The sequence below is a fragment of the Allobosea sp. CER48 genome (genome assembly GCF_044752385.1).
Classification (GTDB): Bacteria; Pseudomonadota; Alphaproteobacteria; order Rhizobiales; family Beijerinckiaceae; genus Allobosea.
Map to the genome: position 1 here is coordinate 1 of NZ_JBIWYK010000355.1, position 3,399 is coordinate 3,399.

The window sequence follows — 3,399 nt, forward strand, 5'->3', positions numbered from 1 at the left end:
GCAGGCGCCAGCATTCCGAGCGTGGCGACGAGATAGATTCCGAACAGAAGATGCGGCCACAGGCCCGCGAAGGCCGTCGCGAAGGACAGCGCGTGAGCATCGCGCGCCTGCCCGTTCCAGCCGATCCGCGCCCGGCCGAAGGCGAGGCCGACCATGAACAGGGTGGTCCGGAAGCTCGATACCGCGCCCTGCAGGAACGCGAACAGCACCTCGATCACGGCGGAGGCCAGGAAACGCGCCGCCCCGCCATAGCGCCGGACGCCGCCGCGGGTCAGCAGAACATCGGCGAGACCGGCAAGCTTGGGTGAAAGAAACATCGCCAGGAACAGCAGATAGAGCCCGGCCGCCAGCCCCGCGGGATAGTCGGCGATGGCACGATCCTCCAGCGCCTTCAGCGGCAGAAGCGCGATCATCAGCGTCCACGCCGGCAGGCCGAGGAACATCAGGATCGCCCAGACCAGCTGGAAGCGGCTCATCGGTCTGAGGCCGGGCAGATCGAGCAGCTTCAGATATTGCAGGTTGCCGAGGCACCAGCGCAGGTCGCGGGTGGCGAACTCCAGCATGGTCGGCGGGTTCTCCTCCCAGCTGCCGCCCTCGACGGGCAGGACGCGAACCTCGTAGCCGGCGCGGCGCATCAGCGTCGCCTCGACCTGGTCGTGGCTCATCACCGCGCCGCCGAGCGGCGGCCCGCCGGGCAGGACCGGCAGATGGCAGTGTTCCCGAAATGGCGCGATCCGGACCAGCGCGTTGTGCCCCCAGAACGGCCCGCAATCACCGCCCCACCAGGCGGAGCCCATGGTGTAGGGCCGCATGCCCTGGCGCATGCCGAACTGGAAGATGCGGGCGAAGGCGGAGCGGCTGGGCATACCGACCACGAGACTCTGCAGGATTCCAAGCTTTGGATACGCTTGCATCATTCGGGCCAAGCCGAGGATCGTCTCTCCCGCCATCACGCTGTCGGCGTCGAGCGGCAGCATGAGTTCGTAGCGATCGCCCCAGCGTTCGCAGAAGTCGCGGAGGTTGCCCGCCTTGAACCCGGCATTGTCGGTCCGTCGGCGGTAGGTCACGCGCGCAGGCTCTCCGATCTCATGCGCCCAGCCTTCGGCCAATGCCGCCTCCGCAGCGGCCACCGTCGGATCATTGGTGTCGGACAGGACGAAATAGTCGAACCAGGCGCCCTGCCCGGTCGCGTCGAGGCTCTGCTTGACGACCTTCAGCCGACGGAAGGCGCGTGCCGGGTCCTCGTTGCGCAGGGTCATCAGCACGGCGGTTCGCAAGGAAAGCGGCGTTTCCCGCCCGCCGGCCGCGGCGAAGGGCGCGACCTCCCTGATGCCACCCCCGCCGCCATGCAGCAGCCAGAGCCCGATCGCCGCGTTCCAGAAGCCGAGCACCGTCCAGGGCGCGCCGAAGAGGAAGGCGACGAAGATCACCACGTCGACGAACGTCCAGCCGCCCGCGCCCAGCACATGAGCCAGCCCTGCGAGCAGGGAGGCGAGCGTCGCGAGATTGAGAACGAGGACCAGCAGGCGCCGCCGAACGAGAACAGCGGCATCCTGCAATCCGGCCGGTGTCAGGCCGAGCGCATCGACCTCTTGCGTCGCCGGCTGGAACGTGGTCGGACCGGGGCGCTGGTTCGTGACAGTCTCTGTCATGGCAAGGAGACAGGCTCGGACGGAGGGCGGACGCGATGGCGCGGGAGCTAAAGCCTGCAACCACGATTGATGCAAGGGCCAAGGCTCTCGCGCTTTGGTATATGGCGCCCCGTGAATGCAGCCTGAATGATGTCGCCCTGCCGGTCCCCGGCCTTGACGATTGCCTGGTCACCACGCTGTGGAGCGGCCTGAGCCGTGGCACCGAGCGCCTGATCTTCGAAGGCCGCGTGCCATCGTCGCAACATGAGCGCATGCGCGCGCCCTTTCAGGAGGGCAATTTTCCGTTCCCGGTCAAGTACGGCTACTGCGCCGTCGGCCGCGTCGATGCCGGCCCCGCAGACCTGCTCGGCCGCATCGTCTTCTGCCTTCATCCACATCAGGACCGCTTCATCGTGCCCCGTGACAGCCTGGTCCGTGTTCCGGATGCGGTGCCGGCCCGCCGGGCCATCCTCGCCGCCAACATGGAAACGGCCCTGAACGCCCATTGGGACGCCGGCTCGGGTCCCGCCGATCGGATCGTCGTGGTGGGCGGCGGCGTGCTCGGCCTTCTCGTGGCCTGGCTGGCAGCGCGGCTGCCGGGCAGCGAGGTCACGCTGGTCGATGTCGAGGCCGGTCGCGCCGACCTCGCGGGCAAACTGGGCTTCGGCTTTGCATTGCCTGAAGCCGCGCCAGGCGATGCCGATCTCGTCTTCCACACCAGCGCGACGGCCGCCGGACTGGCCACCGCCGTGGCCGCTGCCGGCACCGAAGCGCGGATCGTCGAGATGAGCTGGTATGGCGAAGGTGCTGTGCCGGCAGCGCTCGGCTGTGCCTTCCATGCCCGCCGCCTCCAGCTCGTCTCCTCGCAGGTCGGCATGGTCGCGCCATCGCGTCGGGCGCGCTGGGACCATGCCCGTCGCGCACAGGCCGCCATGGCGCTCCTTGCCGACGAGCGGCTTGATGCATTGATTACCGAGGAGGTCGCCTTCCGCGATGCGCCTCGCCGCGTTCCAGAGCTGCTCGCGCCCGGCGCCGCTGGCCTGACTGCGGCGATTTGCTATGAAGCGCGGCCGTGACCGCGCTCATTTCGGGCGCTTGCTGAGGAGACCGCATGTTTTCCGTCGAAGTCCGCGACCGCATCATGATCGGCCACTCCCTGCCCGATCCGTTCTTCGGCCCGGCGCAGAACATGCACGGCGCCACCTTCGTGGTCGATGTCGCCTTCTTCCGTGAGGTGCTGAACCGCCAGAACGTGGTCGTCGATATCGGCGCGGCGCTCGACACGCTGAGCAAGACACTGAAGCCGCTGAACTACCAGAACCTCGACACCCTCCCGCAATTCGCCGGCGTGCTCACCACGACGGAGTTCCTCTGCAAGCACATTTTCGACGCCATGGCCGCGGCCGCGAAATCAGGTGCGCTCGGGGCTGACGGTGCCACGCTCGCCAGGATCCGCGTGACGTTGCACGAGACTGACCTCGCCCGGGCCAGCTACGAGGGCGCGCTGGCGTGAGCGCCATCGTCTTCGCCATCCCCGGCGACATCGACGCCCCGACGGGCGGCTACGGCTATGACCGCCGGCTGCTGAAGGAGTGGAGCAAGGCCGGCATCGCCGTTCGCCACCTTCCACTGCCCGGCTCTTTCCCGTTTCCGGCGGTGGAGGATCTGGAGAAGGCGGAACGTCTTCTGGCAGAAGCCGGTCCGGACGACGCGCTGCTGATCGACGGCCTGGCCTATGGTGCCTTTCCCGAAGCCCTCGCGGGTCGCT

The 3,399-nt window shown here is 68.2% G+C and carries 3 protein-coding genes and 1 pseudogene; 3 read left to right on the top strand and 1 reads right to left on the bottom strand.

The window, feature by feature from the left end; all coding sequences use genetic code 11:
* The coding region (mdoH, locus tag ACIPIA_RS12655) for a glucans biosynthesis glucosyltransferase MdoH (protein ID WP_400510045.1) at window positions 1-1,652 on the bottom strand (1,652 nt) is incomplete at its 3' end.
* A 101-nt stretch (window positions 1,653-1,753) separates the two neighbouring features.
* Here mdoH and ACIPIA_RS12660 point away from each other — a divergent pair.
* From ACIPIA_RS12660 to ACIPIA_RS12670, 3 genes and pseudogenes are all read left to right on the top strand, one after another.
* Window positions 1,754-2,707: a zinc-dependent alcohol dehydrogenase gene (locus tag ACIPIA_RS12660; protein WP_400510047.1), complete on the top strand. Its 954-nt coding sequence runs from the start codon at window positions 1,754-1,756 to the stop codon at window positions 2,705-2,707.
* 35 nt (window positions 2,708-2,742) lie between these two features.
* Window positions 2,743-3,144 carry a 6-pyruvoyl trahydropterin synthase family protein gene (locus tag ACIPIA_RS12665; protein WP_400510049.1) on the top strand — a complete coding sequence of 134 codons (402 nt, stop codon included), beginning with the start codon at window positions 2,743-2,745 and terminating at the stop codon, window positions 3,142-3,144.
* A pseudogene (locus ACIPIA_RS12670) lies at window positions 3,141-3,399 on the top strand (glycosyltransferase family 4 protein); the annotation flags it as partial. The gene ACIPIA_RS12665 and the pseudogene ACIPIA_RS12670, both read left to right, overlap by 4 nt.

Excerpts from the sequence above, each read along its gene's own strand:
- ACIPIA_RS12660 (WP_400510047.1), top strand. The coding sequence starts at position 1,754 with ATGGCGCCCCGTGAATGCAGCCTGAATGATGTCGCCCTGCCGGTCCCC.
- ACIPIA_RS12665 (WP_400510049.1), top strand. The coding sequence starts at position 2,743 with ATGTTTTCCGTCGAAGTCCGCGACCGCATCATGATCGGCCACTCCCTG.